Annotated in this window: 1 protein-coding gene; it reads right to left on the bottom strand. The window is 63.4% G+C overall.

Annotated features, from left to right (window positions below):
* Positions 1–713, bottom strand: a 713-nt coding sequence (locus Val02_RS46990) for a hypothetical protein (protein ID WP_203905893.1), incomplete at both ends; no start/stop codon positions are given.

The following is a 713-nucleotide window of genomic DNA, read 5'->3' as shown; positions in this document are numbered from 1 at the left end:
GATTGACCACATTCCCATTACCGAGGTAGTCGATCGAAAACGACTCACCCTCAGCCTGACCATGGTGCGGCCGACTCTGCCCGTCAAAGTCGGTGTAGACGGCCCCATCGGCCGTCGTCTGCCGGACTACCCGCTCACCGGCAAACTCCGCCGACGACCCGTCCGCATACCGGTTGACGACGTTGCCATTGCCCAGATAGTCGATCGAGAAGGACTCGCCCTCGGCCTGACCATGGTGCGGCCGATTCTGCCCGTCGAAGTCCGTGTAGACAGCACCGTCAGCGGTCGTCTGCCGCACCACATGCTCACCCTGAAACTCCGCCGAAGACCCATCGGAGTACCGGTTGACCACGTTTCCGTTGCCGAGGTAATCGATGGAGAAGGACTCCCCACCGACACTCCCGCGATGCGGCCGATTCTGCCCGTCGAAGTCCGTATAGACGGCCCCGTCACCCGTCGACTGCCGCACCACCCGCTCACCGGCAAACTCCGCGGATGACCCGTCCGCATAGTGGTTCACCACGTTGCCGTTGTTGAGGTAGTCGACCGTGAACGAGTCGCCGCCGGTGGTGCCCCGATGCGGCCTGTTCTGGTCGTCGAAGGCGGTGTACACCGCACCGTCAGCGGTCGTCTGACGGACTACATGCTCACCGGCAAACTCCGCCGACGACCCGTCCGCGTACCGGTTGACGACGTGACCGTTGCTGAGGTAG

It is taken from the genome of Virgisporangium aliadipatigenens (genome assembly GCF_016863615.1).
GTDB classification, from domain to species: domain Bacteria; phylum Actinomycetota; class Actinomycetes; order Mycobacteriales; family Micromonosporaceae; genus Virgisporangium; species Virgisporangium aliadipatigenens.
Note: the sequence above shows the minus strand (reverse complement) of the source record. Positions and strands in the feature narration are given on the sequence as shown.